This is a genomic window from Stenotrophomonas sp. a6 (genome assembly GCF_030913325.1).
In the GTDB taxonomy this organism is placed as follows: Bacteria; Pseudomonadota; Gammaproteobacteria; order Xanthomonadales; family Xanthomonadaceae; genus Stenotrophomonas; species Stenotrophomonas maltophilia.
The window spans coordinates 2,415,925-2,432,849 of sequence record NZ_CP133161.1 but is presented as its reverse complement, the minus strand read 5'-3'; the positions used below and the strand labels follow the sequence as shown (position 1 = coordinate 2,432,849).

13 protein-coding genes are annotated in these 16,925 nt (G+C 67.5%); 7 read left to right on the top strand and 6 right to left on the bottom strand.

Annotated features, from left to right (window positions below):
- Window positions 1-63: 63 nt before the first annotated feature.
- Window positions 64-1,551 (bottom strand): glycine betaine/L-proline transporter ProP, encoded by a 1,488-nt coding sequence (gene proP / locus Q9Q79_RS11310; RefSeq protein WP_044570299.1) that lies wholly within the window; start codon window positions 1,549-1,551, stop codon window positions 64-66.
- A 480-nt stretch (window positions 1,552-2,031) separates the two neighbouring features.
- Between proP and Q9Q79_RS11305 the strand changes: the two genes are divergently transcribed.
- The 3 genes from Q9Q79_RS11305 to Q9Q79_RS11295 all read left to right on the top strand — a co-directional run bounded on the left by Q9Q79_RS11305 (window position 2,032) and on the right by Q9Q79_RS11295 (window position 5,225).
- On the top strand, window positions 2,032-2,448 hold the full coding sequence (locus Q9Q79_RS11305; protein ID WP_005409854.1) for a host attachment family protein: 417 nt from the start codon (window positions 2,032-2,034) through the stop codon (window positions 2,446-2,448).
- A gap of 5 nt (window positions 2,449-2,453) precedes the next feature.
- Complete coding sequence (locus tag Q9Q79_RS11300) at window positions 2,454-2,777, top strand: thioredoxin family protein (protein WP_201863959.1); 324 nt, start codon at window positions 2,454-2,456, stop codon at window positions 2,775-2,777.
- 96 nt (window positions 2,778-2,873) lie between these two features.
- Entirely contained in the window at window positions 2,874-5,225 is a 2,352-nt protein-coding gene (locus tag Q9Q79_RS11295) for a GH92 family glycosyl hydrolase (protein ID WP_099527435.1), read from the top strand.
- A 74-nt stretch (window positions 5,226-5,299) separates the two neighbouring features.
- On the opposite strand, the gene Q9Q79_RS11290 is transcribed toward Q9Q79_RS11295, so the two are convergent.
- Both Q9Q79_RS11290 and Q9Q79_RS11285 read right to left on the bottom strand, forming a co-directional pair.
- Window positions 5,300-6,679: a sensor histidine kinase gene (locus Q9Q79_RS11290; protein ID WP_201863961.1), complete on the bottom strand. Its 1,380-nt coding sequence runs from the start codon at window positions 6,677-6,679 to the stop codon at window positions 5,300-5,302.
- The gene (locus tag Q9Q79_RS11285) at window positions 6,672-7,346 is read right to left on the bottom strand and encodes a response regulator (RefSeq protein ID WP_005409850.1); all 675 of its coding nucleotides are present in this window, start codon (window positions 7,344-7,346) and stop codon (window positions 6,672-6,674) included. The genes Q9Q79_RS11290 and Q9Q79_RS11285 overlap by 8 nt, the downstream gene beginning before the upstream one ends.
- Window positions 7,347-7,408: 62 nt before the next feature.
- Here Q9Q79_RS11285 and Q9Q79_RS11280 point away from each other — a divergent pair, with 62 nt between their 5' ends.
- The 3 genes from Q9Q79_RS11280 to Q9Q79_RS11270 are packed head-to-tail and all read left to right on the top strand — an operon-like array spanning window position 7,409 to window position 12,899.
- Window positions 7,409-8,656, top strand: a complete 1,248-nt coding sequence (locus tag Q9Q79_RS11280; protein WP_076740058.1) for a TolC family protein — start codon at window positions 7,409-7,411, stop codon at window positions 8,654-8,656.
- Complete coding sequence (locus tag Q9Q79_RS11275) at window positions 8,653-9,825, top strand: efflux RND transporter periplasmic adaptor subunit (protein ID WP_076740057.1); 1,173 nt, start codon at window positions 8,653-8,655, stop codon at window positions 9,823-9,825. The genes Q9Q79_RS11280 and Q9Q79_RS11275 overlap by 4 nt, the downstream gene beginning before the upstream one ends.
- Window positions 9,822-12,899 (top strand): CusA/CzcA family heavy metal efflux RND transporter, encoded by a 3,078-nt coding sequence (locus Q9Q79_RS11270; protein ID WP_099527437.1) that lies wholly within the window; start codon window positions 9,822-9,824, stop codon window positions 12,897-12,899. Before Q9Q79_RS11275 ends, Q9Q79_RS11270 begins: the two co-directional genes overlap by 4 nt.
- A 100-nt stretch (window positions 12,900-12,999) precedes the next feature.
- Here the strand turns inward: Q9Q79_RS11270 and Q9Q79_RS11265 are convergent, their stop codons facing one another.
- Window positions 13,000-13,743 carry an SDR family oxidoreductase gene (locus tag Q9Q79_RS11265; RefSeq protein WP_062607191.1) on the bottom strand — a complete coding sequence of 248 codons (744 nt, stop codon included), beginning with the start codon at window positions 13,741-13,743 and terminating at the stop codon, window positions 13,000-13,002.
- Between the two features lie 106 nt (window positions 13,744-13,849).
- Between Q9Q79_RS11265 and Q9Q79_RS11260 the strand changes: the two genes are divergently transcribed.
- Complete coding sequence (locus Q9Q79_RS11260) at window positions 13,850-14,791, top strand: LysR family transcriptional regulator (protein WP_012480414.1); 942 nt, start codon at window positions 13,850-13,852, stop codon at window positions 14,789-14,791.
- A 65-nt stretch (window positions 14,792-14,856) separates the two neighbouring features.
- Here the strand turns inward: Q9Q79_RS11260 and Q9Q79_RS11255 are convergent, their stop codons facing one another.
- Together Q9Q79_RS11255 and Q9Q79_RS11250 are read right to left on the bottom strand one after the other, a co-directional pair.
- Window positions 14,857-16,224, bottom strand: coding sequence for a heavy metal sensor histidine kinase (locus Q9Q79_RS11255; protein ID WP_012480413.1), 1,368 nt, complete (start codon window positions 16,222-16,224; stop codon window positions 14,857-14,859).
- The gene (locus tag Q9Q79_RS11250) at window positions 16,221-16,919 is read right to left on the bottom strand and encodes a heavy metal response regulator transcription factor (protein ID WP_012480412.1); all 699 of its coding nucleotides are present in this window, start codon (window positions 16,917-16,919) and stop codon (window positions 16,221-16,223) included. Before Q9Q79_RS11250 ends, Q9Q79_RS11255 begins: the two co-directional genes overlap by 4 nt.
- Window positions 16,920-16,925 lie beyond the last annotated feature (6 nt).

Sequence of the window (16,925 nt, the reverse complement as noted above, 5' to 3'; positions counted from 1 at the left end):
TTCGCCCGGCGCCACTGGCCCCGTAGGTCCACGCCAAGCGGGGACCGCGTTCTGCGGCCGGCCTCAGGCCGGCTTCACCTGCTCAGGCTCCGCAGCCTCCGGCAGTGGTGGCAAGGTCGGGTCCACCGTTACCGGTACATCGCTCTTCAACAACGCAGCGGCTTCCCTGTCGCTGCCCACTGCCGGCGGTGAGCCACGCAGCGGCAGGCCGGCGGTCTCCTTCACGAACAGCATGGTCACCAGCCCGATCACCGCCGCGCCCATCAGGTAATAGGCCGGCACCAGCGGGTCGCCGGTACGTTCCACCAGCCACGCGGTCACCAGTGGCGTGGTGCCACCGAACAGCGACACCGACACGTTGAATGCGATCGACAGCGCGCTGTAGCGCACCGGCGTATAGAACAGCGCCGGCAGCGTGGACGGCATCGAACTGGTGAAGCACACCAGTGCCAGGCCCAGCAGCATCAGGCCAAGGAAGATCAGCCCGTCGTTGCCGCTGCCGACCAGCAGCAGGCACGGAATCGCCAGCACCAGCAGCGCGATGCAGGCACCAATGATCATCGGTCGGCGGCCCAGCCTGTCACTGAACAACCCGCCGACGATGTTCAGCGGCATCATCACCAGCATCACGATGATGATCAGCAGCAGGCCCTTGCTCTCGGCATAGCCCATGGTGACGCTGAGGTAGCTGGGCATGTAGGTCAGCAGCATGTAGTCGGTGACGTTGAACACCAGCACCAGGCCCATGCACACCAGCAGTTGGCGACCATGCACCTGGAACAGTGCGCCCAGCCCCGGCCGGTCGTGCTCGCGCTTCTCGGCTTCTTCGGCGAACGCGCGGAACGCCGGGGTTTCCTCCAGCTTCATGCGCATGTACAGGCCGAGCAGGCCCAACGGGCCGGCCACCAGGAATGGAATGCGCCAGCCCCAGTCCAGCATCTGCTCGCTGCTCAGCAGCATGTGCAGCGCAGTGACGGTACCGGCGCCTGCGATGTAGCCGCCCAGCGTGCCGAACTCCAGCCAGCTGCCCATCAACCCACGGTTGCGGTCGGTGGAATACTCGGCGATGAAGGTGGCCGCACCGCCGTACTCGCCACCGGTGGAGAAGCCCTGCACCACGCGCGCCAGCAGCAACAGCACCGGCGCCCAGATGCCGATGCGCTCGTAGGACGGAATCAGGCCGATCGCAAACGTGCCCAGCGCCATCAGGATCATGGTGAACGCCAGCACTTTCTGGCGCCCATAACGGTCGCCGAGCGGGCCGAACACAAGGCCGCCGAGCGGACGCACCAGGAACGCCACGGTAAAGGTGGCGAAGGCGGCGATCACCTGTGCGGTGGGGTTGCTGGACGGGAAGAACACCTGGCCGATGGTGACGGCCAGATAGCCGTAGACACCGAAGTCGAACCACTCCATGGCATTGCCCAGTGCGGCGGCACCGACGGCGCGCTTGAGCATGGGCGTGTCGACGACGGTGATCTCATCGACCTTCAGGTGACGGCGGCGCTTGAACCAGCCGAAATGGGCATGTGCATCGGGGGTGTCCTGCATGGGGGCTCCCTGGGAGGTTTGAAAAGGAGAAAACGGCGGCATGCGTGGATGCACGCGCACGGCGTGGCACCGCCGTTTCGGCGGAAGCACGGCAACGGGATCACGACGGCCGCGCGGTCAGCGGCCGGGAATCACAGCGATGCGGGGGATGCAGGCGAAGTGCCTGCGGGCGTCATCCGCCAGGATCCAGCGCGAGGCGATGGATGGGCGGAGCAGGAACATGCGTGGCAAGCGAAGCGCCGGTCGGCAGTGCTTTCCACGTAACAGGTGCGCCCGTCACGTAGTGGGTCGTGTCGATCATCGGTCCATCATAACGGCACGCGCGTGAGCGTGCAGCGAAGCGCAGTTGTCTGCACGCTGTGTTCCATCATGCCTGTTCATCTGCAAAGCAATGATGACGTGCATTGAACGGAATCTGGTCGTGCTGCTCACATGCCGCCCTCTACGTTGTGGGCGAACGCAACAGAGAAGGAGCATCGCATGACCCGTCGCATTCCCGAAGGTACGCTTGTGGTTGTCGCCGATGGCGGTTCGGCCCGTGTATTCACCAATGTCGGCAGCGATCACCAGCTGGCCTTGAAGCAGGAAGGCGAACTGCGCCTGCAGGACATCAGCGAGCAGGGTGTATCCGGGCAGGGGCCTGCGGGTGCAGTGCCGAAGGACATGTCGGTATCCCAGCTCAACGAGGCGACGTTCGCCAAGCAGGTGGCGGAACAGCTCAACGAGGATGCGTTGAAGAACCGCTATGCACACCTGGTGTTGATCGCTGATCCGACCACGCTGGGACGCATCCGTCCGCTGCTGCACAAGGAAACCCAGGCCCGCCTGCTGGGCGACATCGCCAAGGACCTGACCAACGCGCCGTTGGCGGATATCCAGAAGGCGCTGGCGGCGTAGCGCGGATGCCATTCATGCGCGATCACCTGTCGGCGGAGCCCGACCGCTTGGATGTGGAGGCGCAGGTCGGCTGGCTGCTTCTCGAGTTTGGCGCGCCCTGGTGTGGCCACTGCCAGGCCGCGCAGCCCGCGTTGCAGGCCTTTGTCGAAGCGAACGATCTGCCGCACTGGAAGATCGAGGATGGCAAGGGCAGGCCCCTGGGCCGAGCGTTCAAAGTGAAGCTGTGGCCGACGGTGGTGCTGCTGCACGATGGAGACGACGTCGCGCGGGTAGTGAGGCCGCTGGACAGCGCGGACCTCATGTCATTGCAGGGCGCGCTTCCCGATTGAGGAGTGAACCGGGCGCAGCACGCGGGGCAGTCGCACTGCAGCATGCGGCGTGACAGGCCCGGTGCTAGCATCCGGCTATCACCTGAATCGATCCAAATGCCGATGCCCACGCTGGACCGTCGTCTCCTGATCGCTGTCGCCGCCACGGCGATGCTCGCTTCCGGCCTGGCTTCGGCCGCGCCTGCCAGAACCGCCGCCGACAAGGCCTATGCATCGGTGGACCCTTTCATCGGCACCGGTGGGGAAGGTCACACCTATCCGGGTGCGACGGTACCGTTCGGCATGGTCCAGCTCAGCCCGGATACCCGTATCCAGCCGCGCGAGAAGGCCTACGGTTGGGCGGCCGGCTACCGCTACGACGACAGCAGCATCGTCGGCTTCTCGCACACCCATTTTTCCGGCACTGGCCATTCCGATCTGGGCGACATCCTGCTGATGCCGTTCACCGGCAGTCCCGGCCTGGAGCGTGGCGATCCCGAGAAGCCGCGCAGCGGCTATGCCTCCCGCTTCCGCCATGATGACGAGAAAGCGGAGCCGGGCTACTACGCGGTCACGTTGGACGATTACAAGGTGCGTGCCGAGCTGACCACCAGTACCCGCGTGGGCGTGCATCGCTATGCGTTCCCCAAGGGCATCGACGCCAAGGTGCTGCTGGACATGCGCACCAGCATGTACGACTACCCGGGCAAAGTGCTGTGGTCGCGGGTGCGGGTGCGTGCCGACGGCACGGTGACCGGCTTCCGCGAGACGCGCGGCTGGGCGCCGGGCCGCCAGCTGTATTTCGCGATGCGCTTCTCGCGCCCGCTGGCCGGGCATGAGCTGCACAACACCGAGCAGGACATCGTCTACAAGGGCTTCCCGCCGCCGGGCGAGAAGGATCCGTCCCAGCGCGCACAGATCGAGGGCCGTCAGCTGGTCGGTACCTTCGCATTCGGCAAGCTGGACGCACCGCTGGTGGTCAAGGTTGCCATCTCGCCGGTCAGCGAGGCCGGCGCCATTGCCAACCTCGACGCGGAAGTGGCCGACTTCGATTTCGACCGCGTGCGTGCGCAGGCGAAACAGGAATGGACGCAGGCGCTGTCGGTGCTCGACATCGATGCACCCGAGCACGCTCGCCGCAGCGCCTATACCGCGCTGTACCACACACTGTTGGGGCCGACGCTGTTCATGGATGCCGATGGCCAGTATCGCGGTTCGGACAATGCCGTGCACAAGGCCGATGGTTTCACGAATTATTCGACTTTCTCGCTGTGGGATACCTACCGTGCGTTGCACCCGTTGCTGACCCTGGTGCAGCCGGAGAAGCGCAACAGCGACTTCGTCAATTCGATGCTGGCCCACCATGAGCACAGCCCCTACGGCATGCTGCCGGTGTGGTCGTTCCATGGCCTGGAAGACTGGTGCATGATCGGCTACCACGCCGTGCCGGTGATCGCCGACGCCTACGTGAAGGGCATTCGTGGCTTCGACGCCGACAAGGCATTGAAGGCGATGGTCGAGACCGCCAATTACGGCCCCTATGACGGTATCGCACAGTACCGCGAGCTGGGCTACGTACCGATCGACGAGGAAGGTGAAGCGGCCAGCAAGACGCTGGAATACGCCTTCGATGACTGGACCATCGCACGCATGGCGCAGGCGATGGGCAAGGGCGATATCGCGGCGACCTTCGACAAGCGCGGGGCCAACTGGCGCAATGCGTTCGACAAGGACACCGGCTTCATGCGCGCACGCAAGCGCGACGGCAGTTTCCGCACCCCGTTCGACCCCAGCGCCAGCGGCTACGGCACCGACTACACCGAGGGCAACGCCTGGCAGTATTCGTGGTACGTGCCGCAGGACGTCGCCGGCCTGGCAGCAGCGCACGGTGGCAGCGACAAGCTGCTCGCGCGCCTGGACGAGGTGTTCAACGCCAAGGTGGATCCGTCCATCTTCGAGCACATGGAAGACATCACCGGGCTGATCGGCTGGTATGCACATGGCAACGAACCCAGCCACCATGTGGCCTACCTGTACTCGTACGCTGGCCAGCCGTGGCGCACCCAGGCGCGCCTGAAGCAGATCATGGACACCCAGTACGCCGACCGTCCGGATGGCCTGGCCGGCAACGATGACGTCGGCCAGATGTCGGCGTGGTATGTGTTCACCGCGCTGGGCTTCTACCCGGTGGCACCGGGCTCGGGCGAGTACATCCTCGGCCGCCCGTTCCTGCCGAAGACCGCGATGCGCCTGCCCAACGGCAAGACGTTCACCATCGTGGCCGATGGCCTGGATGACAGGCACACCTATGTGGGCAGCGTGAGCCTCAACGGCAAGCCGCTGCAGCGCACCTTCCTGCGCCACGACGAGATCCTGGCCGGTGGCGAGCTGCGCTTCAGCATGCAGGCGGAGCCGAACAAGGACTGGCCGGGGCAGGGCGCGCAGGCACCGTACTCGATGAGCCGGTGATGCGGGGCGGCGCCGCATTGCCGCCGTCATTGCCCCGCGCCTGGTAGTGCCAACCTTGGTTGGCACGTGACACGTCAGCGGAAACGGAACCGCAACCCCACCCGCGCGCCACCGATCGGGGCGGTATCAATCATCAGGGTCGCACCATGCCGCTGCGCGATCTCGGCCACGATCGCCAGACCCAGCCCGCAGCCATCGCCTTCGCTGCTGGCCCGGTAGAAGCGTTCCGTGACGCGCGTGCGTTCGGCTTCGGCAATGCCGGCGCCGTCATCGTCAACCCATGCCTGCACGCCTTCGGCCTCCTGCCGAACGCCGAGGGTGATCACACCGGGCACGGCACCGTAGCGCAGCGCGTTGTCCAGCAGGTTGCCCAATGCTTCGCGCAGCAGCTGCGGATCGCCCTGTACCTGCACGCCGTCGTCTGGCCCCTCGTAGCCCAGGTCAACGCCCGCCGCCAACGCACGGTCGGCGTAGCGCTCCACCACCCCGCGTGCCAACGCAGCCAGGTCCACCGGTTGCAGTGGCAGTGCACTGCCATGCGGATCTTCCGAGCGGCTGAGCATCAGCAGCTGGTTGACCAGATGCTGCAAGCGGGCCAGCCCGGCCAGCGTGCCGGACAGCGCCAGCTGCTGGGCCTGCGGGTCGTGCTGGCGCAATGAACTCTCCAGTTCCACCTGCATCGCCGCCAAGGGCGTGCGCAGCTGGTGCGCGGCATTGCTGACAAAGCGCCGCTGCGCATCCTGCATCGAGTCCAGACGCTGCAGCAGCGCGTTGTAGGCCTCTACCGCCGGCCACAGTTCGCGCGGTGCCTCCTGCGCGGGGTCCAACGGTGCCAACGGATCCGGCCGCGGGCTGGCCAGCTTCCGCGCAACCAGGTTGGCATGGCGAGCGGCAGCGCCTGTACCGGACCAGGCCAGCCACGCCGCCAGTGCCAGGATCGCGGCCTGGAAGGGAACGCTGGTCAGCAGCAGCTTGCGCTCCAGCCGGTGGCGTTTGCGAAGCGTCTCAGCCACGCGCAGCCGGATGTCATGGCCCGGTCCGGCGCTGACCACCACCTCGACCATGCGCACGGCCTGACCACGCAGCTGCGCATCATAGTAGACCGCGTCGTCACTGTTGGCGGACGTCGCCGGGCGGGGCAGGGCTTCGGGCAGGTCGCCATACAGACGCCCACCCTCGGCATCGACTACCTCGCCATGCACTTCGTCGGCGGTGTCCCAGCTGAACATGCGCGAGACCGCCGGGGTGATCTCGATCGAAGCGCGACCATCCTGCACCGTCACCAGTTCGGACAACGACATCGCCGAATCCAGCAGCCAGCGGTCGTAGACCTGGCCGGCATAGAACCGGGCCAGCGCAAATGAACCCACTGCGCTGCACAGCAGCAGTACCAGCAGCGGCAGCCAAAGGCGCCTGAGCAGCAGGCCACGCAGGCTGTGCACGCGCTCAGTCACCCGCGGCCTCCAGCCGGTATCCAAGCCCACGCAGCATGCGGATGCCGACGCCGGCGCGCGCCTGTTCCAGTTTGCGGCGCAGGCGGCTGACATGCACCTCGATCACCGACAGGTTGGCCTCGTGGTCCCAGCTGTACAGCGCATCGAACAAGCGCTGCTTGGTGACGGTGCGACCGGGATGCTGCATCAGTGCCTCGACCAGCGACAGCTCGCGCGCGGTCAACTCGATGCGCTGGCCTTCAACCTGCACTTCATTGCGGATGCTGTCGAAGCACAACCGGCCCAATCGCTTCTGCGCCGGTGCATCGCTGCGGCGGCGCGACAGTGCACGCAGGCGGGCTTCCAGCTCACCGAGTGCGAACGGCTTGGCCAGGTAATCGTCGCCACCGCGGTCGAGGCCGAGGATGCGGTCCTCCACACCATCGCGTGCGGTCAGGATCAGCACCGGCAGGGTGGCGCCGTCGTTGCGCAGGCGCGAGAGCAGGTCCAGGCCATCGACGTCGGGCAATGAAAGGTCCAGCACCATCACGTCATACGGTGCGCTGGCCAATGCCGCCGGCGCGTGCAGTCCACGCGAGAGGTGGTCGCACAGATGACCGGCACCCTGCAGGGCGCGGATCAGTCCATCGGCCAGAGCGGCGTCGTCTTCGATCAGCAGGATTCGCATTGCAAGCTTCGTGCAAGGTTGGGGCAAGTTTGGCGCAAGTGCATCACCTTACCGTGACGTGCATGAATTTCTCCTCTCGTCTTGCGGCCGTACTGGCCACGCTTCTGTGCGCGCCTGCGGCTTCGGCGCTGTCCCTGCAGGAAGCGCAGCGCGCAATGGAAGCACACAACCCTGACCTGCGCGCAGCGGCACTGGAGCTGCGCGGTGTGCAGGGCGATGCGCAGACGGCGGCAATGCGCCCGGCCACCGAGCTGTCGATCGGCACCAGCAAGATCAGCCCCAAGCACGGCATTGGCCCCGGACGCTGGCAGGACAAGCGGGTGGACAGCACCGTGGGCCTGGGCTGGACCTGGGAGCGCGGCGGCAAGCGCGCACTGCGCATCCGCCAGGCCGACGCGCTGCTGGAAGTGGCCGGGCTGGAGATGCTGGATGCGCGGCGTCGCCAGCAGGTGGCGCTGCATGAAACCTATTTCGGCCTGAAGGGCGCCCAGGAGCGGGCGCGGATTGCTGATGCCAACCGGCAGAGTTCGGCCGAGCAGATGGCGGCGGCGGACAAGCAGGTCGCGACAGGGGCGATGGCACCGGTGGATCGCGCGCGGCTAGCGGTGGACGATCTCGCCGTAGCCGACGCGGCGCGCGAGGCGGCCCTGGATCTGCGCGATGCACGGCATGCGCTGGGGCTGCTGCTCGGCCGCGACGACAGCCATGATCTCAGCGCCGATGATCCGTGGCCAGACCCCGCGGGCAGGGTGGATACGGGTGCGTTCGACCCGCAGCAGCGTGCCGATCTGCGCGCGGCACGTTCGCGCCTGGCCGCGGCCGACGCCGGTGTGGCGCTGGCGCGCAGCGAGCGCCAGCGCGACATCCAGCTGGGTGTGGAGGCCGAGCGCGAGCCGACCGACATCAGCGGTGTCACCTGGGGTGTGTCATTGACCATTCCGCTCGGCGGCCCGTCACGTGCACGCGGCGCGATCCAGCGTGCCGAGGCCGACCGTGACAGCGCCGCGCTGGAGCTGCAGGTACTGCAGCGCGAAGCACGCGCCGAGCTGGACCAGCTGCAGGCCAGCGCGCAGTCCGCCGCACAGCGCCGCAGCGACTATGAGGGACTGCAGTCCGACGCCGCACGCAAGGCGGTGCAGGGCATCGAACTGGCGTACCGGCGCGGCGCCGCCAGCCTGACCGATCTGCTGGATGCGCGCCGCAGTTGGCGCGACTTCGAGGCCGCGCTGATCGATGCGCGCGCCGACCATGCCATTGCCCTGGCGCGCTGGGAAGCGGCCACATCCGTTGCTGAAGGAGAGTCCCGATGAAGTCCCCCGTCGCCCATCGCCCGCGGGCGCGACACGCCGTGCTGCCGGCCTTGCTGGCGCTGGCCCTGCTGGGCGGCTGCGGCCGTGAGCCGGCGTCCTACACCGAGGATGCGCCGCAGATCAGTGCCGGCCAGATCCAGTTTCCTGCCGGCAGCCGCCAGCTGGACGTGCTGCGCAGCGAGGCGGTGACCGCCGGCGCCAGCGCCAGCCTGCAGCTGCCGGGCCGGGTGGTCTGGGACGAGACCCGTTCCAGTGCACTGCGCACGCCGTTGCCGGGGCAGGTGGCGCGCATCGAGGCGCAGCCGGGCCAGAAAGTGAAGGCCGGCCAAGTGATTGCCTGGATCACCTCGCCCGAGTTCGGCCAGGCCCAGGCGGAGGGCGTGCGTGGCCGCGCCGAGCTGCAGCAGGCGCGCAAGGAGCTGGAGCGCACCCGCGAGCTGCATGCGGCGGGTGTGGCGTCGGGCCGCGAACTGGACGAGGCCGAGGCCAACTTCGCCGGCAGCCAGGCCGATCATGCGCGTGCAACCGCCTTCGCCAAGGCATATGGCAACGGCCAGCGCGTCGACCAGCGCCTGCCGCTGCGCGCGCCCATTGATGGCGTGCTGGTGGAGCGGCGGATGAGCCCGGGCATGTCGGTCAGCCCGGACAGCGAACAGCCATTGGCGGTGATTGGCGATCCGGACCGCCTGTGGTTGCTGCTGGATGTTCCCGAGAGCCTGGCCGGACGCATGAAGGCGGGCATGCAGGTGAGCGTACCTGGTGCCGATGGCCAACTGCTGCAGGCGACCCTGCAGCACGTGGATGACTTCGTCGACAGCGAACGGCGCGTGGTGCAGGCGCGCGCCGAGCTGGACAACCGCGCACGCAGCTTCAAGGCGGGGCAGTACGTGCGCGCCCAGGTGGCGTTGCCGGCCGAGGGCGGTGTCTCGCTGCCCGATGCGGCCGTGCTGCTGATCGACGGCAAGCAGGTGGTGTTCGTGGAGGAGGACAAGGGACGCTACGTGCGCCATGCCGTGCATGCCGAGGAACTGGGCGATGGCCGGCTGTGGGTGCGTGACGGTCTGGCGGTTGGCAGCAGGGTGGTGGTCGAGGGCGGCCTGCTGTTGCAGCAGCTGGTCGACAGCGCGCCAGCCGCCGCCAGCACCGGCACGGGGCACGCCGCGCCATGATCGATCGCCTCATTGCCTATTGCCTGCGCCAGCCCTTGATGGTGATGCTGGCGCTGCTGTTGTTCATCGGCGCTGGCATTGCCGCGTTCCGCGTGCTGCCGGTGGAGGCCTTTCCGGATGTGTCCGATACCCAGGTGACAGTGGTATCGCTGCACCCCGGGCGCGCGGCCGAAGAGGTGGAGCGCGAGGTGACGATGCCGCTGGAAGTGGCGCTGTCCGGCATTCCGCATTCGGTGCGGGTGTTCTCGCATACGCAGTTCGGCCTGTCGATGATCATCCTGACCTTCGACGACAAGGCCGATGACTACTTCGCGCGCCAGCAGGTGCTGGAGCGCCTGCAGGGGGTGGAGCTGCCGGAAGGGGTGACACCGGAACTGGAGGCGATGAGTTCGGCGGTGGGTGAGATCTACCGCTATGTGCTGAAAGGCCCGCACATGACGCCGACCCAGCTGCGCACCGTGCAGGAATGGACGATGGAGCGCAGCCTGCGCACCGTGCCGGGCGTGGCCGATGTGATCAGCTTCGGCGGCTTCGCGCGCACGTTCCAGGTCAAGCCGGACCTGGACAAGCTGCGTGACCGCGGCATCAGCCTGGGTGAGTTCGCCGAGGCGCTGGAAAAGGGCAGCTCCAATGCCGGCGGCGGCTACGTGGAACGCGGGCAGCAGCAGTTCCTGATCCGCGGCGTCGGTCTGATGCGCTCGCCCGCCGACATCGGCAATGTGGTCGTGGAGCAGCGCGGGGGCACGCCGATCCTGGTGCGCGACCTGGCCGGCATCGCCGACGCCGGCCTGCCCCGGCAGGGCCTGGTCGGCCAGGACGGCAATGACGATGCGGTGTTCGGCATGGTGCTGATGCGCAAGGGCGAGAATCCGTCCGACGTGCTCGACGCCCTGCATGCGCGTATCGCCGAGATCGAGGCCAATCAGCTGCCGCACGGGGTCAGCATCGAGCCGTTCTACGACCGCTCGTGGCTGGTCTCGACCACGCTGAAAACCGTCTTCAGCAACCTGCTGGAAGGCGCGGTGCTGGTGTTCCTGGTGCTGTGGCTGTTCCTGTACAACGCCCGCGCCGCACTGATCGTGGCGGCGATGATGCCGCTTGCGCTGCTGTCGACCTTCCTCGGCCTGCACCTGTGGGGCGTGCCGGCCAACCTGCTGTCGTTGGGTGCGATGGACTTCGGCATCATCATCGACGGCGCGGTGATCGTCACCGAGCACATCGTTTCGCGATTGTCGAAGCTGCCCCCTGCGGCCGACCGGAAGACACGGTTCTCGACCATTCTTTCAGCCGCATCGGAAGTGGGGCGGCCGACGTTTTTCTCGATGTTGATCATCATCGCCGCACACATCCCGATCTTCACCCTGCAGCGCCAGGAAGGCCGCATGTTCGCGCCGATGGCGTACTCGGTGACCTCGGCCCTGATCGGTGCGTTGATCCTGGCGCTGACCGTGGTGCCACTGTTCTGCTACTGGTGGTTGCGGCGCGACCGCATGCGCGACGGCAATCCGCTGATGGACCGCCTGACCGGCTGGTACCGGCCGATCCTGGAGCGCGCTCTGGCTCGCCCGCGTGCGGTGGTACTTACCGCGGTTGCGCTGCTGGTCGGCACGCTCGCGCTGGGCACGCGGCTGGGTTCGGAGTTCCTGCCCGAGCTGGACGAGGGCTCGATCTGGCTGACCGCCACGCTTGACCCCAGCACCAGCCTGGCCGAGGCGCAGCAGCAGTCGCGGCGCATCCGTGAGCTGGTCGGCACCTTCCCGCAGGTATCGACGGTGGTGGCCAAACTGGGGCGCCCGGAAGACGGCTCCGATGCCAAGGGCGCGAACCAGATCGAGGCGCTGGTGGCGTTGAAGCCGGAGAAGGAATGGCCGAAGGGCGTGGACAAGCGGCAGCTGGTCAGCGACCTGCAGCGCACGCTGGAGCAGCGTATTCCAGGGCCGGAGTTCTCGATCTCGCAGCCGGTGCGCGACAACATCCTGGAGAGCATCTCGCAGATCAAGGGCCAGGTGGTGATCAAGGTCAGCGGCTCGGATCTGGATGTACTCAACCAGCAGGCGCAGGCGATCCTGGGCCAGGTGCGTAGCGTGGAGGGCGTAGAGAGCGCCTTCATCGACCGTGACGGCTCACTGCCGCAGCTGCAGATCGAAATCGACCGCGACCGTGCTGCGCGCTATGGCTTGAACGTGCGCGACATCGACGAGGTGATCGAGACCGCACTGGGCGGGCGCCAGGTCGGCGAACTGTGGGAAGGTGACCGCAGGTTCCCGATCACGTTGCGCCTGGACGACGCCGACCGCGACCTGCAGCGGCTGCGCACGGTGCCGGTCGGCATCGGCGATGGGCACACGGTGACACTGTCCGACGTGGCCGACTTCCGCATGGCCAGCGGCGCGATCAACATCTCGCGCGAGAACGCACAGCGGGTCAAGGCGGTGAGCATCTTCATCGCCGGCCGCGACATGGGCAGCGTGGTGGCCGACATGCGCAAGCGCGTGGACGCCAGCGTGCAGTTGCCGGAAGGCTACCGGCTGGAATGGTCCGGGGAGTTCGAGAACCAGCAACGTGCGATGAAACGGCTGGGCTGGGTGATCCCGCTGTCGGTGCTGATCATCTTCGTGTTGCTGTTCGATGCCTTCAAGGACATCAGCAGCGCCGCGCTGATCCTGGCCAACGTGCCACTTGCGATGATCGGCGGCATTCTCGCCCTGTGGTTGACTGGGATTCCACTGTCGGTGTCGGCGGCGATCGGCTTCATCGCGTTGTTCGGGCAGGCGGTCTTGAACGGGGTGGTGATGCTCAGCCGCTTCGCCCAGCTGCGCGAGCAGGGCATGGACCTGCTGCAGTCGGTGGTGCAGGGCTCGCTGCAGCGCCTGCGCACGGTGCTGATGACCGCACTGCTGGCGATGTTCGGCCTGCTGCCGATGGCGACCTCGCATGCCATTGGCGCCGAGACCCAGAAGCCGCTGGCGGTGGTGGTGATCGGTGGCCTGCTGTCGGCGATGCTGCTGACCCTGCTGGTACTGCCCACGCTGTACTACTGGGTGCATCACCGCCGCGAGGCCCGCACGGGCTGACGGCGATATCCGGCTCTCCGCCCGGTAGAGGCCAACCTTGGTTGGCAGACGGCGAAGCGCCCACCAAGGTGGGCGACTACCGGTGTGCGATGGCCGCGAACTACACCATCCCGCCATTGGCGCGCAGCACCTGGCCGTTGATCCATCCGCCATCGGCACCGGCCAGGAAGGCAACCGCACCGGCGATGTCCTCCGGCGTACCCAGCCGCTCCAAGGGGTTCATCTTCGCCAGCCGCTCGATCAGTTCCGGCGACTTGCCGTCCAGGAACAGGTCGGTGGCGGTCGGGCCGGGCGCCACTGCATTCACGGTGATGTTGCGCCCGCGCAGCTCCTTGCTGAGGATCGCGCCCATCGTCTCCACCGCCGCCTTGCTGGCGGCATACACGCTGTAGTTCTCCAGCTTGATGCCAACCACGCTGGTGGACAGGGTGATCAGGCGGCCACCGTCGCGCACCCGTCGCGCGCTCTCGCGCAGCACGTTGAAGGCGCCTTTCAGGTTGATCCCGATCACCCTCTCGAACAGGGCGTCGTCGGTATCGGCCAATGGTGCCAGCTGCAACACGCCGGCACTGTTCACCACTACGTCTATACCGCCGAAGCGCGCCTCGATGGCATCGAACAGCTGCCGCACCGCCTGCGGATCGGCGACATCGGCCTGCAGCGCGATGGCCTGCGCGCCGGCCGCGCTGAGTTCGGCCGCCAAGGCTTCGGCGTCGTCGCGGCGGCCCGCATAGTTGATCGCGACCGCGTGGCCTTCAGCGGCCAGGCGGCGGGAGATGGCGGCGCCGATGCCACGGGAGCCGCCGGTGACCAGGGCGACAGAGCGGGCGGGGGAGAGGGTCATGGTGGCTTCCACTGGGGCGCGCCGAAGTGGCACAGGGCCATCTTCGCGAGATTGTCCTTTCGAATAATCCTGCATAATCCGTCAACATCATCCGGACAGCCGAACAATGGATCGTTTCACGGCCATGCGCGCCTTCGTCCGTATCGTCGAGCGCCGCAGCTTCACCCGGGCCTCCGAGGACCTGGGCCTGCCGCGGGCCACGGTGACCGACGCGATCAAGGCGCTGGAACAGCGGCTGGGCGTGCGCCTGCTGCACCGGACCACCCGGCTGGTGGTGCCGACGCCGGAAGGCGAGGCCTTCTATGGCCGTTGCCTGCGCCTGATCGCCGACATGGACGATGCCGAGGCAGCGTTCCGTGATGCCCCGCCACGTGGCCCGTTGCGCATTGAAGTGCATGGCACGCTGGGCCGGCACCTGCTGTTTCCGCACCTGCCGGAGTTCCTGCAGCGCTACCCGGAGATCGAGCTGGACGTCAGTGAAGGCGACCGCTATGTCGACCTGCTGCGCGAAGGCGTGGATGCGGCGTTGCGGGTGGGGACGCTGGCCGACAGCGATCTGGCGGCGCGCCGGTTGACGATGCTGCGCGAGGTCACGGTGGCCGCTCCGGGTTATGTGCAGGCGCACGGCCTGCCCGATACCATTGAATCGCTGGAGCAAGGCCATCAGATGGTCGGCTACCGATCCACCGCCACTGGCCAGCTGATCCCCCTGGAGTTCCAACAGGCGGGACAGCTGCGCTACGTGCCGCTGCAGGCGCGGGTGCGTGTTTCCGGCGCGGATGCATTCCTTGGGGCCGCGTTGGCGGGCCTGGGCATCATCCAGGCGCCGCGCTACCGGATGGACCCGTATATCGCGCGCGGGCAGCTGGTTGAGCTGTTGCCCGAGACGCCGCCGACGCCAAGCCCGTTGAGCCTGGTCTACCCGCGCAACCGCACGCCGTCGCCACGCTTGCGGGTGTTCATCGACTGGGTGGCCGGGGTGTTCGAGCAGACCGGGGTTGCCGGCCAGCGGCCGGCACTACCGACCAGGGGCGCGCGCGCTGGGTAGTGCCGGCCGCTGGCCGGCAACTGCAATGCGCTTGATGTACCAGGGGTGCCGGCCAGCGGCCGGCACTACCGGGCGGCAGCGCCCGGCAGCACCAGCTCGAACACGGTGCCGGTGTCATCCGACACAACACTCACACTACCGCCATGGGCCTGTGCAATCGCGCGGGTGATCGCCAGCCCCAGTCCGGCACCTTCGTGGCGGCCGCGCTCGCCGCGGTAGAAGCGATCGAACAGGCGCGGCAGCGCTTCGGCGGCAATCGGCGTGCCAAGGTTGTGCACGCTGACCCTGCACACGCCATCAGCCTCGAGCAGCCGCACCCGTACTTCGCTGCCCACGGCTGCGTGCTTCAACGCGTTGGACAGCAGGTTGGCGATCGCACGGTGCAGCATCAGGCGGTTGCCTTCCACGCTCGCCACACCGTCGCGGCGCAGGGTCAACTTCCGGTCCTCGGCCAGCAGGTCGTAGAACTCGAGCAGCGAATCCACCACCCCATCCAGCGCCACCGGCTCGCGTGAGGGAAGCGCGCCCGGCGCCTCGGCCTGCGCCAGGTACAGCAGGTCGCCCACGGTCTGCGCCAGCTGCTGCAGTTCTTCGGCACACGACGCCAGCGTCTCGCGGTAGGCCTCGTTGCTGCGCGGGTGCGCCAGCACCACCTGCACCTGGGTCAGCATGTTGGTGATCGGGGTGCGCAACTCGTGGGCGAGATCACCGGAGAACTCGGTCAGCCGCGCGAAGTCCTGCTGCAGGCGTGCCAGCATGCCGTTGAGGGTCTCCGCCAACTGCTCCAGTTCGGCCGGTGCACTGCGCGCGCTCAGGCGGCGCTGCAGGCGACCGGCGGTGATCTGCCTGGCCTCATCGGCCAGCGTGCGCAGCGGCCGTAGCGTACGCCGCACCACATAACCGCCGAGCAGGCTGCTGGCCACCGCGGCGCCGATGATCGCGATCGCCAGCAGGTGGCGAAAGCGCTGCAGGAAATCGGCATGGCGGTCGTCATCGATGGCCAGCAGGGTGACCAGCGGGCTGCCGTCGGCCAGGGTCTGGCGCAGGTGCAGGGCATGCATGCAGCGGCCATCGGCGAGGATCCAGTCGTGCCGCCGTGGCGCGGCGTCGATCGGCTGGCCGCGTGCATGCTCGCGCAGCAGCGCCGGTGCGGTCGAGAACAGCACCGCGCCACGCCCATCAACAACGTGGAAGGCGATTTCCGGATGATGGCCCAGCGCCTCTGCCAAGCGCTTCGCGCGTGTGGACGCAGGTCCGTTATCGGCGAGGTCACGGATCAACGCGACCTTGTTTTCCAGTTCGACGAAGTCCTGGGCGACCAGGTCGTGGCGGGCACTGACATAGATCGCCACGCCCAACGCGGCCAGCACCAGCGTGGCCACGATGGCGAACAGCAGCGTCAGCCGCACCGCGATGGAACGGCGCAGGCTCATCCGCTGTGCACTGCACCGTCGTCCGGCGCCTCCAGCACATAGCCCATGCCGCGCACGGTGACGATCAGCTTGGCATCGAAGTCATCGTCGATCTTCGCGCGCAGGCGGCGGATCGCCACGTCGATCACGTTGGTGTCGCTGTCGAAATTCATGTCCCACACCTGCGAAGCGATCAACGAGCGCGGCAGCACTTCGCCACGTCGGCGCGCCAGCAGCTCCAGCAGGGTGTATTCCTTCTGGCTGAGGGTGATGCGCTGGCCGCCGCGTTCAACCCGGCGGCGCAGGGTGTCCACCACCAGGTCGGCGATGACGATGCGCTCGGCCTGCGGCTGCGCCTGGCCGCGACGCAGCAGGGTGCGTACCCGCGCCAGCAGCTCGGCGAAGGCGAATGGCTTGGCCAGGTAGTCGTCGGCGCCCAGCTCAAGGCCCTGCACGCGGTCGGCGATGCTGCTGCGCGCGGTCAGGAACAGTACCGGCACCTGCCAGCCGGCCTCGCGCAGCCGCGACAGCACGTTCCAGCCATCCAGGCCGGGCAGCATCACGTCGAGGATGACCAGCTGGTACTCGCCGCTGCCGGCCAGGTGCAGCCCGTCGACGCCGTTGCAGGCGAGATCGACCACGTAGCCGGCCTCGATCAGCCCCTGGCGCAGGTAGTTGCCGGTCTTGGGTTCGTCTTCGACGATCAGCAGTTTCATGATGCG

Excerpts from the sequence above, each read along its gene's own strand:
- proP (WP_044570299.1), bottom strand. The coding sequence starts at position 1,551 with ATGCAGGACACCCCCGATGCACATGCCCATTTCGGCTGGTTCAAGCGC.
- Q9Q79_RS11305 (WP_005409854.1), top strand. The coding sequence starts at position 2,032 with ATGACCCGTCGCATTCCCGAAGGTACGCTTGTGGTTGTCGCCGATGGC.
- Q9Q79_RS11300 (WP_201863959.1), top strand. The coding sequence starts at position 2,454 with ATGCCATTCATGCGCGATCACCTGTCGGCGGAGCCCGACCGCTTGGAT.
- Q9Q79_RS11295 (WP_099527435.1), top strand. The coding sequence starts at position 2,874 with ATGCCGATGCCCACGCTGGACCGTCGTCTCCTGATCGCTGTCGCCGCC.
- Q9Q79_RS11285 (WP_005409850.1), bottom strand. The coding sequence starts at position 7,346 with ATGCGAATCCTGCTGATCGAAGACGACGCCGCTCTGGCCGATGGACTG.
- Q9Q79_RS11280 (WP_076740058.1), top strand. The coding sequence starts at position 7,409 with ATGAATTTCTCCTCTCGTCTTGCGGCCGTACTGGCCACGCTTCTGTGC.
- Q9Q79_RS11275 (WP_076740057.1), top strand. The coding sequence starts at position 8,653 with ATGAAGTCCCCCGTCGCCCATCGCCCGCGGGCGCGACACGCCGTGCTG.
- Q9Q79_RS11270 (WP_099527437.1), top strand. The coding sequence starts at position 9,822 with ATGATCGATCGCCTCATTGCCTATTGCCTGCGCCAGCCCTTGATGGTG.
- Q9Q79_RS11265 (WP_062607191.1), bottom strand. The coding sequence starts at position 13,743 with ATGACCCTCTCCCCCGCCCGCTCTGTCGCCCTGGTCACCGGCGGCTCC.
- Q9Q79_RS11260 (WP_012480414.1), top strand. The coding sequence starts at position 13,850 with ATGGATCGTTTCACGGCCATGCGCGCCTTCGTCCGTATCGTCGAGCGC.
- Q9Q79_RS11255 (WP_012480413.1), bottom strand. The coding sequence starts at position 16,224 with ATGAGCCTGCGCCGTTCCATCGCGGTGCGGCTGACGCTGCTGTTCGCC.
- Q9Q79_RS11250 (WP_012480412.1), bottom strand. The coding sequence starts at position 16,919 with ATGAAACTGCTGATCGTCGAAGACGAACCCAAGACCGGCAACTACCTG.